The 19651-nt window shown below is 70.0% G+C and carries 14 protein-coding genes and 4 pseudogenes; 6 read left to right on the forward strand and 12 right to left on the reverse strand.

What is annotated here, in order from left to right; all coding sequences use genetic code 11:
- The first annotated feature begins 2 nt into the window (after positions 1–2).
- The 3 genes and pseudogenes from KS423_RS03800 (at position 3) to KS423_RS03810 (ending at position 2984) form a co-directional block, all read left to right on the forward strand.
- Complete coding sequence (locus tag KS423_RS03800) at positions 3–1046, forward strand: serine hydrolase (protein ID WP_224274812.1); 1044 nt, start codon at positions 3–5, stop codon at positions 1044–1046.
- A 655-nt stretch (positions 1047–1701) separates the two neighbouring features.
- A pseudogene (locus tag KS423_RS03805) lies at positions 1702–1839 on the forward strand (NAD(P)-binding protein); the annotation flags it as partial.
- 140 nt (positions 1840–1979) lie between these two features.
- The gene (locus tag KS423_RS03810) at positions 1980–2984 is read left to right on the forward strand and encodes an alpha/beta hydrolase (RefSeq protein ID WP_224274814.1); all 1005 of its coding nucleotides are present in this window, start codon (positions 1980–1982) and stop codon (positions 2982–2984) included.
- 254 nt (positions 2985–3238) lie between these two features.
- Here the strand turns inward: KS423_RS03810 and KS423_RS03815 are convergent, their stop codons facing one another.
- The 7 genes and pseudogenes from KS423_RS03815 to KS423_RS03845 all read right to left on the reverse strand — a co-directional run bounded on the left by KS423_RS03815 (position 3239) and on the right by KS423_RS03845 (position 10531).
- The gene (locus KS423_RS03815; RefSeq protein ID WP_224274835.1) at positions 3239–3517 is read right to left on the reverse strand and encodes a hypothetical protein; all 279 of its coding nucleotides are present in this window, start codon (positions 3515–3517) and stop codon (positions 3239–3241) included.
- Between the two features lie 198 nt (positions 3518–3715).
- Positions 3716–4009, reverse strand: a pseudogene (locus tag KS423_RS03820) (GNAT family N-acetyltransferase); the annotation flags it as partial.
- A gap of 394 nt (positions 4010–4403) precedes the next feature.
- A complete protein-coding gene (locus tag KS423_RS03825; RefSeq protein WP_224274816.1) occupies positions 4404–4703 on the reverse strand; it encodes a hypothetical protein in 300 nt (99 codons plus the stop codon).
- Positions 4704–4982: 279 nt separating this feature from the next.
- Complete coding sequence (locus KS423_RS03830; protein WP_224274817.1) at positions 4983–5828, reverse strand: hypothetical protein; 846 nt, start codon at positions 5826–5828, stop codon at positions 4983–4985.
- Positions 5829–6245: 417 nt separating this feature from the next.
- A complete protein-coding gene (locus KS423_RS03835) occupies positions 6246–7286 on the reverse strand; it encodes a S1 RNA-binding domain-containing protein (RefSeq protein WP_224274819.1) in 1041 nt (346 codons plus the stop codon).
- Positions 7287–7394: 108 nt separating this feature from the next.
- Positions 7395–8630 (reverse strand): RNA-guided endonuclease TnpB family protein, encoded by a 1236-nt coding sequence (locus tag KS423_RS03840; protein ID WP_224274837.1) that lies wholly within the window; start codon positions 8628–8630, stop codon positions 7395–7397.
- Between the two features lie 203 nt (positions 8631–8833).
- Positions 8834–10531 carry an IS1634 family transposase gene (locus tag KS423_RS03845; RefSeq protein ID WP_224274821.1) on the reverse strand — a complete coding sequence of 566 codons (1698 nt, stop codon included), beginning with the start codon at positions 10529–10531 and terminating at the stop codon, positions 8834–8836.
- Between the two features lie 484 nt (positions 10532–11015).
- Here KS423_RS03845 and KS423_RS03850 point away from each other — a divergent pair, with 484 nt between their 5' ends.
- Positions 11016–12707: an FAD-dependent monooxygenase gene (locus tag KS423_RS03850; protein ID WP_224274822.1), complete on the forward strand. Its 1692-nt coding sequence runs from the start codon at positions 11016–11018 to the stop codon at positions 12705–12707.
- Between the two features lie 584 nt (positions 12708–13291).
- Here the strand turns inward: KS423_RS03850 and KS423_RS03855 are convergent.
- Positions 13292–14440: a hypothetical protein gene (locus KS423_RS03855; RefSeq protein WP_224274824.1), complete on the reverse strand. Its 1149-nt coding sequence runs from the start codon at positions 14438–14440 to the stop codon at positions 13292–13294.
- A 94-nt stretch (positions 14441–14534) separates the two neighbouring features.
- Positions 14535–14990 (reverse strand): annotated as a pseudogene (locus KS423_RS03860) (transposase).
- 1081 nt (positions 14991–16071) lie between these two features.
- Here KS423_RS03860 and KS423_RS03865 point away from each other — a divergent pair.
- A complete protein-coding gene (locus tag KS423_RS03865; protein ID WP_224274826.1) occupies positions 16072–16587 on the forward strand; it encodes a DinB family protein in 516 nt (171 codons plus the stop codon).
- Between the two features lie 52 nt (positions 16588–16639).
- On the opposite strand, the gene KS423_RS03870 is transcribed toward KS423_RS03865, so the two are convergent.
- The gene (locus tag KS423_RS03870; protein WP_224274827.1) at positions 16640–17911 is read right to left on the reverse strand and encodes an MFS transporter; all 1272 of its coding nucleotides are present in this window, start codon (positions 17909–17911) and stop codon (positions 16640–16642) included.
- Positions 17912–17999: 88 nt separating this feature from the next.
- Between KS423_RS03870 and KS423_RS03875 the strand changes: the two genes are divergently transcribed.
- Positions 18000–18995 carry a helix-turn-helix transcriptional regulator gene (locus KS423_RS03875; protein ID WP_224274829.1) on the forward strand — a complete coding sequence of 332 codons (996 nt, stop codon included), beginning with the start codon at positions 18000–18002 and terminating at the stop codon, positions 18993–18995.
- Between the two features lie 154 nt (positions 18996–19149).
- Here the strand turns inward: KS423_RS03875 and KS423_RS03880 are convergent.
- Both KS423_RS03880 and KS423_RS03885 read right to left on the reverse strand, forming a co-directional pair.
- Positions 19150–19271: pseudogene (locus KS423_RS03880) on the reverse strand (IS5/IS1182 family transposase); the annotation flags it as partial.
- Between the two features lie 105 nt (positions 19272–19376).
- Positions 19377–19651, reverse strand: a 275-nt coding sequence (locus KS423_RS03885; protein ID WP_224274830.1) for a hypothetical protein, incomplete at its 5' end; no start/stop codon positions are given.

Below are 19651 nucleotides of genomic sequence, written 5' to 3' on the forward strand. Positions count from 1 at the left end.
CCGTGACCAACACCGTGCCGTGGAAGCAGAACGCGCTCGCCGACCTGCGCGAGTGCCTGGACCTGATGACCGCAGACGGCACGGTCCCCGGTGGTATCATCGCCCACGGCACCTTCGACACCGAGCCCGGCTACCTGGCCTCCGGCGTCGTCGCCCCCGATTGCGGCGACGCCCGGCCGGGGCCGGACACGATGTACGACGTGGCCTCGCTCACCAAGGTCCTGGCCACCTGGCCGCTGGTCGGCACCTCCCTCATGGATGGCTTCACCCTGGACACCCCGATCCGCGAACTGCTGACCGGCATCCCGCCCGAGGCGCCCGGCGGCCAGGTGACGGTTCGCCAGGTCCTGGCCCACACCTCCGGCCTGCGGGCCGACACCCGCCTCGACCAGTACCGGCACCGCGCCGAGCCGCTGGCCGAGCTGATCTGCGGAGAGCCTCTGATCGCCGGCCCCGGAGCCGGTCACCGCTACATCAACCGCGGCTTCATTCTCCTCGGCCTGGCCCTGGCCCATTACCGCTGCCGGCGCCTGGACGAGCTGGCGGCCGAGTTCTGGCAGGACCTCGGCATGACCAGCACGACCTACGGACCGGTGCCCCGCTCCGCTCAGGTCGCCCCGACCGAGCAGCGGCTGACCGGCGGGCCCCGGCTGTGGGGGATGCCGCACGACGACAACGCCGCCCTGCTCGGCGGAGTCGCCGGCCACGCCGGGGTGTTCACCGCCCCGGCCGACCTCGCCGCCTTCGCCGTCCACCTGCTGTCCTCGCACGCCACCGGCGGGCCCCTGGGCCGCTGGCTCACCTACAGCATGCGGCCGCAGGCCGAGATCGAGCCGGGCCTCGACCGGGGCCTGGCCTGGATCCTCGCCGACGAGGGCAGGGTCGCCTACCACCACGGTTTCACCGGGACCAGCCTCTACCTCGCCCCGGCCACCGGCCGCTACCTGGCCATCTGCACCAACGCCGTCTACCACCACCGGGACAACCGCACCCGCCTCGCCCCGCTGCGGGCCCTCGCCCTCAAGGCGCTCACCGACGAACCCTAGGAGGCCCCCGTGCCCCGCCCCACGCTCGGGTCCCTCACCACCCTGCGGCTCGGCGGCCCGGCCAGCGACGTCCTGCAGGTCGCCGACCCCGACGCTGGTCGGCGCTTGGGCACAAGGAGTCCCGTGGGCACCAAAACCTCCACGACGGCCGAGACCGTAACCCTGCGCACCGCCGTCAGCCGCCACGACGACGGCGAGCGCCGACACTTCGCCTGGGCCACCGACGCCCCACCGCTTCGCCCAGCTCTTCGGAGTGAACCGCAGCGCGATCACCAACGCGATATGCCGAGGTCCGCCCGCTCCTGGCCCAGCTCGACCGATGCATCCCTGCCGCAACCGCCCGCTTCCGCACGCCCACGGACGTGGCCGCCTGCCTCGACGGCGCCCAACCAAAGAACAGCATGTCGCTTCTCATCGAGCCCTGAGTTGCGGTCCCACCGTCGGTGGGTGGCGGCCGTCCACGCACATCGATCTGCGCCCGGCCGGCGAACCGCGGGTGACCTGCGGTGTCAGTCGTCTGACAGTCGACTACCGGTGGCCTATCGGTCGTTCGGCGGGGCAGACGGCCGGATGACGGTGGCATGAAGGCGGCGCCTGACACCGTGCAAGGCGGCCGGCCGGAGCCAATCGGGCGGTCCGATCCCGAAGGAGTCACATGCGCACACCCCTCACGATCAGCGGCGCCGGGCTCGGCGGTCTCACGCTGGCCCGGGTCCTGCACCTCCACGGAATCCCTGTCACGGTCCATGAGGCCGAGCCCTCCCCGTCGGCGCGCGCGCAGAACGGGCCGCTCGGCCATGAATCGTAGGTACCTGCCGGGCGAGCTGGCGCAGGGCCGCGGCCGGTTCCGGGTTCGATGCCGGTTGCGGAGCCGGACCCCGTCGCGGCCCATGAACGAAAAGCTTCACTCAACACCCAAGGAGGAGGCCGTCAATGGCCAAGGAACAGCACAGCACCAAGAGTGGCGACGCGAAGGCCGGTGGGACGTCGCGGCGCAGCGCGCTGAAGGCGGCCGTGGCCGGGGCGGCGGCGGTCACCGCGATGGGCGCGGCCGCCCCCATCGCGCACGCGGACGGGCCCAGGCGCGGCGCACCCACCTTTGTCCTCGTCCACGGCTCGGGGAGCAACTCCTTCTACTGGCAGCCCTTGTTGCGCGAGCTGGGTCTGCGCGGACACCGTGCGATCGCGGTCGACCTGCCCGGGCACGGGCTCGGCGCGTACCTCCCCGAGTCCTACCAGTCCCCGCAGGACCTTGAGCGGCTGCACACCGAGCCGTCCCCGATATCCAAGGTGACGCTGGGCGACTTCGCCGCGCACGTCATCGACGTGGTGCGGCGGGTGCGCCGCAACGGCCCGGTAGTGCTGGTCGGCGGAAGCCTCGGCGGTGCGACCCTGAACGCGGCCGCCAACCAGGTGCCCGAGCTGGTCGCGCACCTGGTGTACGCCTCCGCGTTCTGCCCGACCGAGCACCCCTCGGTGCTACAGCTGATGATGACTCCCGAGGCGGCCACCAGCTCCATGTACAAGATCCCCGCAGTCCAGACGCCGCCGGAGCTGGGCGTCAGCCGGGTCAACTGGCGCTCGGGCGACCCTGCGTTCTTCGCGATCGTCAAGGAGGCGATCGCCGCCGACCGGTCGGACGCCGAGGTCCGGGCGCTGATGAACGTCCTGGAGCCGGACGAGTCGGCGGCAGTAGGCGTGAGTGAGGACGCCCGCGGGCTGCCGGCGACGTGGGGCCGGGTGCCGCGTACGTTCGTGCGCTACACGCAGGACCGCACCATCCCGCTGCCGCTCCAGGACCTCATGATCCGTGAGGCGGACGACGTCACACCGCACAATCGCTTCCGCGTGCGGTCGTTGAGCGCGCCGCATGCCGGCCCGCGTGACCCGGGGCTACTGGCGCACGAGCTGGAGCTCGTCGCAGGGCTGTGCCGCTGAGCGCGTGCCACGGCTTCCATCGCCGCCGCCGTCAGCCGCGGACGAGCAGGTCCGCGGCACCCACGACGGCGGTCGGGGACGACACCGTCGGCGCTGCCAACCCGAACGGCTCGACCACCGTGCTGCGTGCCGATGTCCTTGGCACGCTCGGCGTTACCGACGCGCTCGACGAACCGTGGTGTCGTGGGAGGTGTGCCTGCTCCACGAAAGACTCTGCCCGCTGTGGAAGCTTCCGGTGTGAGCCGGCAGTCGGGCTATCCGGGGATGAGGCCTTCGTCGCCGAGCATCTCGCGAACCTCCTCCAGGGACGCGTCGGGCGAGGGCAGGATCAGTTCGGAGGGTTCCAGGGCGTCGTCGGGCAGGGCGGTACCGAGGCGGCGCACACCGTCCAGGAGGGCTCCCAGGGACCTCCTGAACCCTTCCTCGTCACCGCTCTCCATCTCTGCCAGCAACTCGTCGTCGAGAGCATTCAGCTCGGGGAAGTGCGAGTCGTCCAGCCTTACCTGGCCCTCGCCCATGATGCGCACGATCACGGTGGTCTCCCATCTGTGAGTGGGGCTCCAGCCGGAGTGGTCGGAGCGCTGCCCCCATCCCATCGCTCTTCCACCGGTGGCGCTGATGCGATCGGCGCGTGGCGGGCGCCCTTCACCCATCCGAGCGCCCGAGGGCGTGACCTGTTGTCGTTGTGGGGCGCTTTTCGGGTCGGGTGCCGGGTTGTCTGGACCTGCGGACGGCGCGACCGAGGACCACACGCCGAACCACTGCTCGGCGCCGTACTCCTCGAACCGCTCCACCTCGGTGAACCCCAGCTTCGCCGCGACGCGCATCGAGGCGGAGTTGGCGGTCTGGGTGCAGAGCACCACCGGCTCGCCGGGAAGCGCGCCAGCGAACCAGTCGAGCGCCGCCGCGCACGCCTCGGCGGCGTACCCGCATCCCCACGCCTCCGGTAGGAACATGTAGCTGAGCTCGGCCTCCCCGGCATCCGGACGGACGTGACCCGGACGCTCCGCGTCGCACCGGTCCACCATCGCCGCTTGGCCCGGGCTCGGGAACAGGTACCGGAACGGGGACGGGGTCGCGGCCGAGGCGGCGGCCCGGCTGCAGCGCGAGGCCCGGCCCGCGCCGTGAACTGGGCCCGACAGGGCTGCGCCGCCCTCGGCCTTCGCCCACGAACGCGGCATCGTCCACCGGGACATCAAGCCGGCGAACGTACAGTAATCGTGCACTCGGGTATTGGAACTCGCGGAATTGCCCCGCGGCGGGCGGTTCGGTGGCGAGCTGGAACAGCGCGGTGGAGCGGGTTGCCGCGAGCCGGAGCCGAGCTTGCGGAGTCGTTCACCGGTCGCCCAGGCGCTGATCGGGCGGCCGGGCTGGCCGCCGGGGAAGAGCCAGGGGCAGTCGGTGGTGGGGCGGGTTGGTTCAGGCGTTCACGAACGTGACGTCGACCTTGTTGCTGTATACCGGCGGGCTGTCGTTCGTGAAAACGGCGAGCTTGACCCTCTGGGGTCCGAGATTGTCGGGATTCCTGCGGTTGGTAGAGACCTCGGTGCCCTTGCCGTTCGCATTGGCGGAGACCGTGTAGAGCTCGGTCTTCCCGTCCTGCTTGTAGAAGGTCGCGTTGGTCACCATTTCGAGGTTCGTGCCTGCCAGCACGATGTCGTCGCCGGGGGCGAATTTGCCGTCGTCGACGGTCGGGGTCTGGATTTGAGGCGTGCTCATACGGCACCATCTCCGATCGAAGTGGGCTTGTTTTCCCGAATGCCTCGAAAGGCACTCGTGGTCGAACGTAGGCACGCGTGCGGGGCGCGGCAACCGCAACCGGCGCGCCCGGCCGCGTCGTCCACCCGGGCGTGCCGACCGCCGTCGCCCCGGTGGTCGCGTCGGCGGCACGGGCCGGTGTTGTGTCCCGCCGTCACGCGTCGACCGTGGGGTCGGCGGCCGTGGGCCGGGTTCCTCGCGTCGTTCCCGGGCGTGCGGTCGGTGCGGGCCGTCGGCCGGTCAGGTAGTAGGCCGGAATCGGAAGGTGAACGTGTTGGCGTCACCTGGGTCACGGGTGACGGTCAGATCCTTCGGCAGTAGTGTGCGTCCGGTGTCGACGTCGAGGCATTCGCCTGTCCGGGTGAACACGATCCAGCCGGAGGAGTCCTGGCTCTGCGTCGGGGTGACGAAGACGCCGTAGGACCAGTCCGTGGTGATGTTGTCCAGGCGGCCCGACCTGCCGCCTGGGATCGTCACCGGGGCCATACCGGCGTGTTCGATGTGCAGCGTGTCGGCGGGATCGGCGTCGAAGGACAGGTTGTCGCCCGTGTCGCCCGTCGTCTTCATGGTGAAGTGGCGGGGGGCGGAGGCTGGTGAGTCCAAACCGCTTCTGTGGGCGGTGGCGGTCATGGTGTGCAGGCCCGGGGTCCAGTCGGTGGTGGGAGTGTAGGTCCAGGTGGTACCGGTCACGACGGCCTGGCCCGGCAGTGGGGTGTTTCCGTCGGCGAGGGTGACCTTCTCCACCCCGGGATCGGTCGTGCCGACGACCGCCTGCCGCTCGTCGGTCACCGTCGCGCCCTCCACCGGAGCAGAGATCACCGGAGCCGACCGCAGTGGTAGGGCCACGTCGAAGGTCACATAACGTGGTGACGAATCAACGAAGCCCCAGCCGTCATCGAGCGGGACTCGATACCAAGCGGTGGCGGCGACGGTGTGGGAGCCTCCCGTCCAGTCCTTCGTCGGCGTCCAGGTCCAGGCACCGTTGCCGGAGAGCGAAGCATCGCCCAGGTAGATCCCCTCCGAGAGGGTGACCCCCTGAGCCGGGGAATAGGCTCTGCCAGTGACCGGCTGCCGCGGATCGGTCACCGTCGAATTCTCCTGCGGGGAATCGACATCCGGGGCAGGAGGCGGTTCGTGCAGTAATTTCTCTTTCATGAGTGGCTCCCCTTGTCCAATTCCCCTACGCGGGGAATGCAGCGGTGTCGGAGGATTGAGCCAAGGTGAGACGCAGTGCCCTGTCCTGCGTCGCCGTCGGCCGGAACGCCAATCCACGCCCGGACACCAGTTTCGAGGCCCGGGGATGGTGAGACCTCGCGGGATCAGGCCGACCAGGTGACGGTGCCGAGCTCGACCACGTCTGCCAGGGGCGCCGTCGACGGACGGCGAACCAACCGACACGTAGCCGAGAACGGCGCTTTGGGTGCCCGTCGGCCCACTCACGCCGAGCGGTGTCGCATGGTCCGAGCCTGCTCCAACTCTGGCTAGGGCAGGTCGAGTTCACCGTCAGACATGTCGGCTTTCCTCACAGCTCACCGCGCGAGCCTGCGTGTGGGACAGCGCTATCCGGCGCCGTGTGGGATCGACATCGATGATCTTCACAGTGAGCAGGTCCCCGACCTGAGCAACGTCCTCGGGCCGTTCTGCAGGCGGTTCGGAGAGCTCGGTGTTGTGCACCAGCCCCTCGAAGCCGTCCTCCCGGTCCTCGATACGGACGAAGGCGCCGAGCGGCACGAGTTTGGTGACCGGCCCGGTGACGATCTGCCCGACCTGCCGCGCGACCTGCAGCATCGGGTCCTCCTGCAGCGCCTTGAGCGAAAGCGATACCCGTTCCCGGGCCATGTCGACGTCGAGGATCTCGGCGGTGATCTCCTGACCGACCGTGAGGATGTCGGCCGGATGGTCGATGTGGCGCCAGGAGATCTCGGGGATGTTGATCACCGCGGTGAAGCCGCCGATGTCCACGAAGGTCACGCCGAAGCCGGCGATCTCGGTGACGGTTCCCGTGCAGGTCCGGCCACGGCGCAGAGTCTTGAGGAAGGCCCAGTCGCGGTCGCTCGGGGTCGGTTCTGTTCTCCACCGGGCTCGTAGGACGCCGTCGCTGTCGGGCAGGACCGCGGTGAACAAGGGGTGGCGCTCGTCGATGTACACGGGCAGGAGAGCTGCGGCACGTGCGCCGGCGATCTGCGCGGCGAGTTCCGCGAACTGGGTCTCGTCGGCGACCGTGCTGGTGATCTGCCCGTCTTCGGTCTCCCACACGAACTCGACCAGGCCCTCGTCGGGGAGATCGGCCAGGACCGCGGCTACGTCGGCGGAGAGGTCCGGCCAGACAGTCAGCTTCGCGCGCGGAGCGAGGCGGGCACGCACCGTGTCCAGGGAGCCCTCATCGAGCCGGTGCCAGCGGGAGGCGTTGTCGACGTGGTTCTCCTCCAGGATCGCTGCGTGGCGCATCGCCACGCACCAGCGCAGCCGCGCCCAGAAGAGGTCGTCGGCGGGGCGCTGTTCGCCCGGCTCGTCGAACTCCGCATCGTAGGGGGAGGCATCCACAGGTTCCGGGAAGAGCCCCTGTGCGCAAGTGCGAGCCACGGCCCTTTCGCAGGGGACGTTGCTGCCGATTTGACATCCTCGCCCTCCTTTAGGACTCCCAACGGAGTCCTAAAGGAGGGCGATTCCCGTCTGACCCGCCGTTGTCGGGCGGGGCTCCGGGTGGGTTCCTGCTTCACCGCGCTGTGCCGGTACGAGTACCGGTCTTACCTGCGCTCCACAGGCTGATACCGCCAGTCCGGCGGCCTTGGCGACGTTGACCGCCGCGTTGACATCCCGGTCCAGGACGGTCCCGCACGCCCCGCACATCCACTCGCGGACGTTGAGGGGTTTGGGGCCGTCCTTGGCGCCGCAGTTCGAGCACACCTGTGAGGTCGGCTCGAAGCGGCCTATCCGGTGGAAGGCACGCCCGTAACGGGCGGCCTTGTACTCCAACATGGTCACGAACGCCGACCATCCGGCGTCGTGCACGGACTTGGCCAGGCGCGTGCGGGCGAGCCCCTTCACCGCCAGGTCCTCCACCGCGACCGCTTGGTTCTCGCGGATCAACTCGGTGGAGAGCCGGTGGTGGAACTCGCGCCGCGCGTCGACCACCCGGCCATGAGCGCGGGCGACCTTGACCCGGGCCTTGTCCCGGTTCTTCGATCCCTTCACCTTTCGGCCGAGGGCCTGCTGCGCCTTCTTGAGTTTCTTCTCCGCGCGGCGCAGGAACTTCGGGGAGTCGATCTTCCGGCCGTCGGACATGACCGCGAAGTGCGTGAGCCCGAGGTCGATCCCCACGGTGGCGTCGGCCTCGGGCATCCGCTCAAGGTCGGCGGCCGGGTCGGTCTCGACCACGAAGGAGGCGAAGTACCGCCCGGCGGCGTCCTTGACCACAGTCACCGTGGACGGCACCGACGGCAGCGACCGCGACCACTTCACCCGTACATCGCCGATCTTCGGCAGACGCAGCTTCCCGCCACCGGTGATTCTCCACCCGGCATTGGCCGTGAAGCGGATCGCCTGCCGGCTGTCCCTGCGGGACTTAAACCGGGGCGCTCCCGTCTTCGGCCGCTTGCCCTTGATGCCGTCGAAGAAGTTCCGGTACGCGGTGTCCAGGTCCCGCAACGACTGTTGCAGGATCACCGACGACACCTCACCGAGCCAAGCACGCTCAGGAGTCTTCTTCGAAGCCGTCAGCCGCCTGGACAGCTCCGCCGACGTGACGAACGGCAGCCCAGCAGCACGGGCGTCGTCACGGACGCGAAGCGCGTCATTGAAGACCACCCGGGCACACCCGAACGACCTCGCCAGAAAGGCGCGCTGACTGACGCTCGGGTACACGCGGAAGCTGTACCGAAGCTGCATGACGGCCACCGTAGCATCCTGGTTCATGTCACCACGCTGGAATCCGAACCCAGACGTGCGCACCGGCCGTCACGTCATCTACAACCTGCACCTGCGTTCCGCGTAATTCAGCGGCCTAGAGTCACGAATCCGGGGTCTGACCTGGGCGGACATGGGTGAGGGCGCCTGAGAGTCGTTTCTCTAGGCGCTGGTGTTCGTGCTGGTCAGCGGGGTGCGGGTTCGAGGGCGGTGATCTGCTTCGGTGTGGGGATGCCGAGCTTGGCCAGGAGGTCGGTCTGGGGCTTGGTGAGGGTGGTGACCTGTCGGAACAGGCCGGTAGGGCCGGTGAATGTGCCGAGCTGGAGCCGGTCGAGCTCGCGGCGGATGGTCGTCCAGGTCTCGTCCGTGGTGGTCTCGATGATGCGGATCAGCAGCAGGGCGAGCCAGCAGAGGACGACGTGTGCGCGTATGCGCTCCTCGAGCCGGTGATAGACGGGCCGCAGGTCGATGATCTGTTTCATGTCCCGCCAGCCCCGCTCGACTTCGAGGAGTTGCTTGTAACCGAGGGCGATGTCCTCGGCCGACAGATGCGGGTCGGAGCATCGCAGCAGGTACTTGCCGTCGAGGTTCTCCTCGGTCTTGATCTTCGCGGTGTCGATGCGGAGCTTGCCGGCCGGGGTGGTGCGGAGGTAGCGGTTGAGGCCGGGCTTGTCGGCGAGCTTGCCGCGGAGCTCGCCGCGCTTGAAGTCGCTGAGCTTGTCGGTGCCTTCTATCAGGATCGTGAGCTGGGAGACGAGCTGTTCGCGTATGTGCTGGTCACGGGTGGCGGCTTCGGGGTTGTGGCAGATCACGAACCGTTCGGTGTCGGAGATCCGCACCTCCTTGACCCGCATGTTCCCGGCGATCTCGCTGTAGCGGCCCTGGCGGGACAGGGCGGCCTTCACCTCCGGGCTGCCGGAGCGGAGTTTCTCGCCGACGATGTAGGCGTGGTCGCCCTGGCGGAGGTAGCGGCGGTTGCGTTCGCTGGAGAATCCCCGGCCGGTGACCCACACGATCTTGCTCAGGGTCCAGTCCCGCATGTCGTCCTTGACCTGCCGGATCAGCTTCTGGTCACCGGTGTTACCGGGCCAGGACCAGACACGGACCGGGATCCCGTCCCTCGTGACGGCCATCCCGATCACGATCTGCGGCAGGTCGTCGCGGGAGTCCTTCGACTTGCCGAAGGTACGGAACCCGGCCTGCTCCGCGCACTCGCCGTCCTCTTCGGCGGTTGGGCGGTCGTCCGCCAGGAGGCGGCCCCTGCCGTCGCGGGCAGCGGGTTCGTCGGCCTCCTCCAGCTCGAAGTAGGTGCTGGTGGTGTCGAAGAACAGCAGGTCGACCTCGAGGTTGAGGAGGTTCGCGACCTCGTCGAACACCCGCTTCTCCAGGTCGTCGGTCACCTCGTGGAGCCAGTCCATCGCCCGGTAGCAGGCGTCGTCGTCGGTGGCCGGCAGGCCCTCGACATGCACGTCGTACGTGACCCAGTCCGCGGCGGCCAGCTTCGACGACGGAGCCAGGGCCCGTTTCGCAACCAGAGAGAACAGCACCCGCTCGGTCACCGACATGTCCCGGCGCCGGCCCCGTTTGGGCTGCCCGACCTGCCCGTCGTGGTAACCGCCGAGGTCGGGCGGGAAGAGTCCCGCAAGACCGTGACCCTCGACTGCCGGTTCCAGGCCGAATTGCGTGAAACCGGGCGCGATCTGAGGCTCGCGGACGGACAGGAGCTGGACCCCGGTGTCCTCGGCAAAGGCGGCGGCTGCCTGAAGGTAGGCGGTCTCAACCGGTCCGTGGTCGCTGACCGATTCCTCCGCCCCGACATAGCGTCCGTGCTCGTCGCGGTCAGCGGGATCGTACTTCGTGACCCGGTAGACGTAGGGCAGCATTCACTGCCCCCCGACGGGCGGGAAGGGCGCCGCTGCCTGGTGACACCTCAGGACGTCCGCGCCCGCGTCGCGGTGTGGGACGGGCTGCTGACATCGACGCAAGAGGCTCACCGCACCATCCTGCCGCAGCCGACCAGTCCGACGCTCCCGATATTCGACGCCCCGGGAAGCCACCGTCCATGGCCCCGAAAGCCGGACCACCCTGGCCGCAGTGGACAACAATGCCGAACCGCTGAAGATCACACGCCGACCATCACGTGGAGGGTGTGATGCCGTGGCTACCCCCGGCCCCATCGAGTTCGAGGAAAAGCACTACGCCAACCCGGCAACGGCCGAATCAGTGAACCTGAAACCACGTCAACCTGCCCTGACCAGCAAATCAGCAACCACCGCACAACGGGGCAACCTCAACCCTGCCGGGTCGGCGCACCCTGGTGAAGCACACTGGCTCGGCAACCAATCCGGACGACGAAGGAGCCTGATCATGGCCGATGTCGACGTACTCGTGGTGGGAGCGGGCCCGGTGGGCCTGACGGCGGCGGCCGAGCTGCGGCGGCACGGCGTGGACTGCCGCATCGTCGATCGGCTGGCCGTCCCGCAACCCTATGCCAAGGCCATCGGCGTCCTGCCCCGCACGCTGGAGGTGTGGGACGCCATGGGCCTGGTCCACGGGGTGCTGGACGACGCGGTGCCGCACCTGGGCCAGCTGGTCTTCATCGACGGCAAGTCGGGCCCCCCGGTCGAGCTGACACTGCCGCCCGAGATCCCCTATCCCTTCGCCACGCTGCCCCAGTGCACGACCGAGCGGCTACTCGCCGAGCATCTCGCGCGCTTCGGCACGGAGGTGGAGCGGCAGACCGAGCTCCGCTCGGTGGAGATGCGCCCGGACGAGGTCGAGGCCGTCCTCGCGCACGCCGACGGCCGGATCGAACGTCTGCACGCCCGCTACGTCGTGGGCTGCGACGGCGCGCACAGCCTGGTCCGCAAGGCGGCCGGGCTGACCTTCGAAGGCGACGCCTTCCCCGAGCAGTACATGATCGGCGACGTCGAGCTCGACTGGGAACTGCCCGCCGGCTACAGCATGCGGGCCGTGAACCTGGACACGAACGGTGCGATGGACGACATGCTCGTCTGCATTCCGATGCCGGGCGTTCGGCGGTACTGGCTGTCGATGCTGCGCCCCCGCGCCCAAGCCTGGGGCGAAGACGGCTCGACCGTGCCGGACGGGACCGTCCTCGGCCTGGAGGACGGTCACGGACCGGACCTCCGCCACATCCAGGCCGTCCTCGACCGGCTGTCCCCGGAGCCGACGACCGCCTCCACGCTGCGCTGGTCCTCCACCTACCGGACCAACCACCGCCTGGTGGACCGCTACCGGAACGGCCGCCTCTTCGTCGCCGGGGACGCCGCGCACATCCACCCGCCGATCGGCGGGCAGGGTCTGAACACCGGCGTGCAGGACGCCCACAACCTCGCCTGGAAGCTGGCCCTGGCCGTCCGCGGTCTGGCCACGGACGACGTGCTGGAGAGCTATCACGCCGAACGCCACCCGGTCGCGCAGGAGGTGGTCGACCGCACCGTCCGCCATGCCCGCACCGTCAGCCAGGCCCGAACCGTCAGCCATGCCCGCTCCGGCCTCAGCAGCAACGGGGACGACGCCGAGATGCTGCTGCGGCGCCAAGCCCAGTTGCTCGTCGCCTACCCGGACAGCCCGTTGATCCAGCCGCAGGCGGCGGACGGCACACCCGCGGCCGGTCCGGCCCCCGGCGACCGGGCACCGGACTGCCGCGGCCTGCTGAGCGACCTCGCCACCTACCCGCGACGGCTGTTCGACCTGCTGCGCACCCCGCGGCACGTGCTGCTGCTGTTCGCGGGCTCGGAGCACGCCTCCGGCAGCGGCGCCGCCCGGCTCGAGGCCTGCGCCGCCGCGGCGCAGCACGCCGCCCACGGCCTTCTCGACGCCTATCTGGTCACCGCCGCAGAGGTACCGCAGGACGCCCGCCCGGTCGGCCTGCGCCCGCCGCGGGTGCGCGACGCGGCGGGCGAGTTCCGCGACGCCTATGCGCCGCGTGACGGCGAGGCCCTCCTGATCCGCCCGGACGGCTATCTCTCCGGACGCTTCCACCCGGCCGTACCGGAACGCCTGACGGCGCATCTGCGCCGAACCTTCGCCTGACTCCCACTGCCGCGGGCGGAGCGCCGCCGGTGGAGTGCGGCGAAACCGTCGCCGGTGTCCTGCGCCAGATGGAGGCCACCGGCGTGGGCCAGACCCTCGATGCGCGCCCCTCACCGGTGCTCACCCTGGCAGGGAGCGCCGTGCCAGGGTGAAGCAACTTGTGTGAGGAGGAAGACGGTCGGGTGCGGTGGCGGAGTTCGGGCTGGTATTGCTGTTGTGGATCATCAAGACATGGATGTGCGGCATGGAGAAGGTGTCGCAGATCGGGCAGCAGCGGGTATTTCGTGAGGTAGCTGACAACAGCAGCGAGTTAGTGCTCGTTGTTGCGTCGGCGACGGGACCGGAATTCCGGATTCGAGTGCGTGCTCCTATCGAGGCCGCCCTCGGCGGCGCCGCGTTCGGTCGTGCGCTGTCGTGCCGATTGCTGGACGCGGAGCGACGGAAAGCAGCCCCGGGTGAGGACCCGGGGCTGCTTCCGGTACTGCTGGGTTCACCGGCGCCCGTCGGCCGCGTCACCCGCGTGTTCCACTCCGGGGAGGGGCCGGGGTGGACCCGGGGGTCGTGGCGGGCGAGCCCACGCGGTGTCAGGAGCAGGTGTACTGCACGGGCTGGTCGGGGTCGCTCCCGATGAGGGTCTTCTCGTCGGCGCTGATCGCAACGATCGAGAACAGGTTCGAGACCGCGGACAACGAGTCCGAGACCACGCCGTCGCGCCACAGGACAGGGTGTGTGGTCGACCCGACGTACGCGATGCCGCCCACGGTTCCGTTGCCGCCGATGGCCCTGCCCTCCAGGGCGCCATCGGTGATGGTCCGGACCACCGAACCCTGGGTGTTCCATTCGACTGCGGCGTAGCTCGTGTCGTTGATCACGCCGCCGACGATGCGCCCGTCCCGGATCGCCCACGGAGTGACGTCGGTGTTGGGGCCTTTCGTGGCCAGCGTGTGCCACACACCGTTGAGGTCCGTGACGAAGCCACCCGAGTCGTTGGTCCCGATGATCCGGCCCTGCTCGTCGATGTCGCGGGGAGTCAGGAAGACGGATGCGGGGAGAGGCAGTTCGCGGTACGTCCCCGGTGCGCTCGCGGGCCATACCACCAGGATGTTCTTCGTGCCGACCTGGGCGGTCCCGGCGATGTCACCGGCGTTGTTGATCACGCTGGCCCTCGCGCCGCCCCAGGCCGGGTTGGACGGCAGCGTGGTCGTCGTCCCGGTGCGGCTGATGGTCACGGCCGTGGACTTGTTGTTGGTGAAGGTGTTGCCCACGATCAGGCCGGACGCGTTGACGTCCGACACGTTGGGCCCGTCCACGGGGAGCCGCAGCACGACCTTCCCGTTGTCCCACAGCGTCCCGCGCTTGTCCTTGTAACCGTAAGGCCAGGTGGTGGAGCGCGTTGCGGTGATGCCGACCCCGTACCGGCCGCCGTCGGTCGCGGACAGCGAGCCCTTGGTCGTGCCGGCCGGCAGCTCCCAGGCCGTCTGCTGCCAATTGCAGGCCGCCGCTTGAGCGGTGCCGACCGGTACGAGACCGAGTGCCGCCGTGACCGCCGCCACGGCGAGCACGGATCCTTTTCGTCGGTTGAACAAGGGGTCCGCCCTTCTTCGTAAGGAATGCACTTCTGGCTGCTCACCCTGGCAGGGAGCGCTGTGCCAGGTGAAGCAACTTGCGTGAGGAGGAAAACGGTCAGGTGCGGTGGTGGATTTCGCGTCGGTGTTGCCGTGGTGGATGATCACGGCGTGGATGTTCGACATGGAGAAGGTGCCGCAGATCGGGCAGCGACGGGTATTTCGTGAGCTAGCCGACAACAGCAGTGAGTTACTGAGGTATTCAGGGCGGGGTCGGTGGAGTGAGTGACAGGCTGGTGCCGCCAGGCATTCCTCGATGAGGGCGGGCCGGAGCTGGATGTGTCGTAGGCCTCGGCAAAGGGTGCAGGTGAGGTGGTCGGAGTCGGTGAAGGCGGTGTCCGCCATCGGGCCGCGTCGCAGGAGCGACCAGAGGCCTTCGACCGGGTTGAGGTCCGGTGCGCAGGAGGGTAGTTGGAAGACGGTGAGCCAGTCGTGCTCGGCGGTGTACTGCTTCATGCCAGCCGTGAGGTGAGTGTTGAGGTTGTCCCCTACCAGGACGATCGGGCCGCCGAGCTGGATGTGCGCGCGGACGGCGAGGTCGCGGTAGTCGGTCCAGGCGAAGCTCTTGCGGGCTCCTTTGAGCGGGTGGTGGAAGGGGCCGGTAGATCATTCGGCTTCTCTCGCCGGGCTTGTAGCAGCACGGTGCGGTCACTGGGATTCGGCGGCGGGAGCGCCCTCGGACGCGGACCGATGAAGGTGTGGACGTACCACTTGTCCGTTCCGCGCTTGCGGCGCCACTGGATGTGGAACCCCAGGAAGTCGAACCCCTCGCTCAGGTGCACCGGTTGGGTCTTGGTTTCCGAGAGCCGCAACCCCATCGGTGCGAGGACCTGGGCGATCCCCTCGCGCAGTGCCTCGGTGTCCTGCCTGGCCCCTCCGACCAGGACGACGAGGTGAGTCGGCGGCGGGAATCGCACCCGCCGCCGCTCACAGAACCGTGCGGGAGCCTCTCGGCTCACACGGCTCCCATCGTCCAGCCGTCAGGCTTGAGTGGCTGTTGTACCCACCGCTCCGGATACATCGCGGCCACCGCCCCGGCCCATTCACCGGAGCAGCCTGCGGTGGTTTGAGACCTCCCCCTGCGTGGGCGGTCCCGGAGGGAAACCGGATGCGGCAGAGCAGCCCTGCCTGGCACCATGGCTCCCGTGATCACGTGTCGAAAGGCCGATGCCGCGTAGGCGGCCACGCGCGCTGCGCGCCGAACGACCGGTCTCCCGCGTCTGGGGGCCGACCCCGCCGCTCCGGATTCACGGACTCTCCGCCGGGACGAGCCTGGCTGTGCACCGGTCGAGTACCTGAGCGTCAGCTTCTAGCTACACCTGGGTGCCACTGACCGGGCATTGCGGCGATACCGCGAATTCCTGCACCCGCCGGGAAGGCGTCCGCTGTACCCGCAGGAATCGCATTGCTCGTGCTCGGGGTGTTCCTTCGACGACGTCAGGCACGCGCGTGACGTGCTGGAGGAAGTCCTGGAGAGACTGCCGGAACAGACGCGTGCCGAGCTCGGTCGGCTTGTGAGGCCTCTGGATACGGTGTTCTTGCGCCGTACCCTCCCTGACCCGTTCGCGCACCGGCGCCAGTGGCGCACGGAGTTCTGGTGGTATCGCCGCCTGGCTGACAGGTCGGAGTGGGGGTGAAGAGACCTGCGGTCGCCCCCGCACCGAGATGGGATGATCACAGCCATGGCTGCTGTCGTGACGGCGGCCTGCATCTCGAGTTCAGAGTGGCAGACTTGGCCCATGACTCTCTCCCTCCCCGAGCCCGACCAGCAACTCTCCGACCCCAGCACGCTGTTGCTGGACTACCTCGACTACTACCGATCCGTGATCAGCGCCAAGACCGAGGGAATGTCCGACACGGAGCTGCGCGTCAGCCGGCTCCCTTCCGGATGGACCATGCTCGAATTGCTGAAGCACCTTGTCCACATGGAGCAGCGCTGGCTGCGCTGGGGCTTCCGGGCCGAACAGGTCTCAGCGCCCTGGGGCGACCGTGGTCCGGCGGACCGCTGGTACGTCGGACCCCAGGAAACAGCCGCCGAACTTCTCGCCGCACTGCACGCGGGCGGCAAGCACACCCGAGCCATCGTGTCGGGTACGCCCCTGTCCACCGTCGCCGAGCCCGGAGGCCGCTTCCCTGACGACGGCACCCCGCGGCCCACCCTGGGTTGGATCCTGTTCCATGTCCTCCAGGAGTACGCCCGTCACGCAGGCCACCTGGACATCGTTCGCGAGCTCACCGACGGCGTCACTGGCTGATGGTCATCGGCTACGACGAGGCTTCGGACCTCGCCGCCGTCGAACGCGGGCTTCATGCGGTCGGGCCCGCTGTGGGTCTGGCGCGCCGCCAGGTGAGGACCCAGGCGGCGGTGAGCAGCGAGCCGACGCCTGCCAGGGCCATCGCGCCGCCCGTGCCGCTCGCCGCGGTGATCGCACCGAAGCAGACGGGGCCGACGCCCTGCAGTGTCATGTGGCCTGAGCCGAGCAGGCCGAAGGCCTGGCCTTGGCCGCGCTCGGGGAGGGCCGCCAGGAACTCCCGTTGCAGGCCCAGGCCATAGGCGAAGCCGCAGCCGCTGCAGAGCAGCAGTACTGCCGCGAGCAAGCGGCCCGGTTCCGCGGCGAAGCCGATCAGTGGCGCGCCCATCAGCGCGATCAGCGGCACCACCAAGCGCTCCCGCGTCGACGGCCGGAGCAGGCGGCCGACCAGCAGGTCGCCCAGGAGCATGCCGACCGGCAGGCCGGCCAGCAGTATGGCGTAGGAGCCGGCGGGGAAGCCGTGTGCGCCCGTGTAAGCGACGATCAGTCCCTCCGCGCCCGCGACGAACGCGCTCGGCAGCCACTGGGCGAGCAGCAGCCGGCGTACCGCGCGGTCGCGCAGCAGGGTGGTGCCGCCGCGCAGACTGTTCCGCACGGCGCCGCCACCCGTGTGGCCGCTCGCATCGCCTTTTTCCTCCCGCTCGACAGGGACACGTGGCATCCGCAGCCGGACGGCCGCCGCGCACACCAGGTTCAGCGCCGCGCCGATCGCCAGCGCCTGCCGCGGGCCCAGGGCCTCGACGACCGCGCCGCCGAGCGCCAGGCCGAACAGCTGCGCGCCACTGGAGGCCAGGTTGTTGAGGGAGCGTCCGAGCACGTATGCGTCACCACTCAGCCAGCGGGCCACCAGCCGGGCCGAGGCGCCGCTGAACACCGGCGTGGCGAGCGCGACGAGGGCGACCAGAGCCAGGCCGGCCGCCGTCGGCAACCGGACGAGGGCGAGCAGCGCCGCCGCCGCACCCTCCACCAGGAAGCCGCCGACGATCAGCGCCCGGGGCGGCAGACGGTCGGCCAGCGAGCCGAAGAGCAGCGAGCCGAACAGCTGCGGGAGGAAACCCGCTCCGAAGGCGAGGGCACTGAGCAACGCGGAGCCGGTACCCGTGAAGACCAGCACGGAGAAGGTGGTGATCCGCAACGAGCCGGCCGTCACGCCGACCACGCGGGTCACGAAGAGCAGCCGGAAGCGCGGCTCGGCCAGCACCTCGCGGTAGGTCGTACGTCGCGCGGCGGCCGACTGCGCCGGGGAACAGGGGGGAGCGGTCGTCATGCGAAGCAGCGTCGTGCCAAGGGCCGGTGCGCCGCGAATGATTCGCCCCAGCACGTAAGGTCTTGCGGGCGCGGTCTACCTTTGAGGCGTGCTCCGCTACACCGCCACCGCCGAGGATCTGCTGCGCAGCCGCTTCGCGCTCTCGCCGGCCTTTGAGCTCTGTGGCCTGCTACGCCGCCTGTGCGGCATGGGCGCACCGCTGCCGGGCGGGTGGGCCGCGCGTCTCGCGCCCGGCTTCGCGCGCCTTCGCCGCGAGACTGCGCTGGACGCCGTGCTGGCCCTGCAGACCAGCTCTTCGGGCGCCAACTTCGTTGCCCCGCCGCCTCGCGGGCTCGCTCAGACCTGGGCCGACGACCTGGCGGCCATCCGGGCCACTCCGCTCTCCGTCGCGCGGGACGAGATCGACCGGCTGGGACGCCGGGCGCCGGTCCGCGACCCGCGGGTGCGCGCGCTGCTGGATTCGGACGAGGTGGTCGACCTGATCGGCGACGCCCTCGATCGCGCCTGGAACGACCTGATGGCGCCCGACTGGTCGCAGCTGCGGGCGATCTGCGAGCGCGACGTGGTGCACCGCGTCGGCGTGATCGGCGAGCGCGGCTGGCGGGAGGCGATCGAGGGCCTGGACCGGGGACTGGTGTGGAGCGGGCTCAGCCTCCAGGTGCCGTTGCACTCCGAGAACGCGGTGGTCGACCTCTCGGGGGAGGGATTGCTGATGGTCCCCTCGGTGCTGGTCTGGCCGGGCGTGGCGGCGTTCTACGACGAGCCCTGGCCGAAGGCGCTGGTCTATCTGGCGCGCGGCACCTCGACGCTCTGGGAGCGGGCCGCGCCCGGCCCGGACGCGCAGGCCGCGCTGGCCGCCCTGCTCGGGCGCTCCCGGGCGCGACTGCTGGCGGAGTTGGGGACGCCCGCCAGCACCAGTCAGCTCGCCCGCAGCCTCGGCATGGCTCCCGGCGCGGTCGGCGACCACCTTGCCGTCCTGCGGGCGTCCGGCTTGCTGGCCCGGGCGCGCTCCGGCCGCGCGGTGCTGTATCGCCGCACCGCGCTCGGTGACGCGCTGGTCGAGGGTGCGACGGAGGAGATGTGACGTCCCGGGTGGCGAGGGGCAGCCGGACGAGGGGCCGGCGTACGACCTCGGCGCCGGTGTCGTCACGGGCAGCCCGTTCGCCGAGGCGCTGCCCGGGCCGGCGGTGGGCGAGCGGGTCGCGCCGGCCGCGGCAATGCCCGGCGAGGTGCCCGGCGAGGTGGATCTTGGTGGTCAGCCCGCCGCGAGAGCGTCCGATGGCGTGATGGCCGGGTTCGTCGGCCGGGGCCCCTTTTGACGGGCCCCGGCCGCGTTCCGGTGGGCACGCACGATCGCGGAGTGGCGATCGACGGCACATGGGAGCGGGTCTTCACGGCCCTGCGCGAGCAGGGCGGGCAGCCACGTGATGTTCGGGCGCCGTGCATCGGACGGCCCGGCCGCGGATCACTCCCGATGGATGACGGCCGCGAGGGCGCGCTCGCGGACGTCCGGCGAGGGGTGGTGGCGCAGCTCGCGCAGCAGGGCCTGCCACTCCTGGGGCCAGCCGAGGCGATCCCCGAACGCCTCTGTCAGCGCTGTTGCGAACAGTCCGGCGGCCGGGCCGGTGTCGCCGTTGCGGCGGGCGGTCCGCGCCAGCGCGTCGAGTGTCCCGGGCGGCGGCAGTGGGCCCGAGGCGTGCTCGCGCAGGAGCGTCAGCGCGGTGAGCGCGGCTGCCGCCG

This window comes from Streptomyces sp. LS1784, assembly GCF_020103755.1.
Lineage (GTDB): Bacteria > Actinomycetota > Actinomycetes > Streptomycetales > Streptomycetaceae > Kitasatospora.